Annotated in this window: 1 rRNA gene; it reads right to left on the reverse strand. The window is 59.1% G+C overall.

From position 1 onward, the window contains the following. Nucleotides 1-447, reverse strand: a 16S ribosomal RNA gene (locus EJJ37_RS19910); the annotation flags it as partial.

Consider the following 447-nt stretch of genomic DNA (forward strand, 5'->3'; position numbering starts at 1 on the left):
AAGGGTATCTAATCCTGTTCGCTCCCCACGCTTTCGCTCCTCAGCGTCAGTAACGGCCCAGAGACCTGCCTTCGCCATTGGTGTTCTTCCCGATATCTACACATTCCACCGTTACACCGGGAATTCCAGTCTCCCCTACCGCACTCCAGCCCGCCCGTACCCGGCGCAGATCCACCGTTAGGCGATGGACTTTCACACCGGACGCGACGAACCGCCTACGAGCCCTTTACGCCCAATAAATCCGGATAACGCTCGCACCCTACGTATTACCGCGGCTGCTGGCACGTAGTTAGCCGGTGCTTATTCGAACAATCCACTCAACACGGCCCGAAGCCGTGCCTTGCCCTTGAACAAAAGCGGTTTACAACCCGAAGGCCTCCATCCCGCACGCGGCGTCGCTGCATCAGGCTTGCGCCCATTGTGCAATATTCCCCACTGCAGCCGCCC

The organism is Clostridium cuniculi, assembly GCF_004353185.1.
GTDB lineage: Bacteria > Bacillota > Clostridia > Clostridiales > Clostridiaceae > Clostridium > Clostridium cuniculi.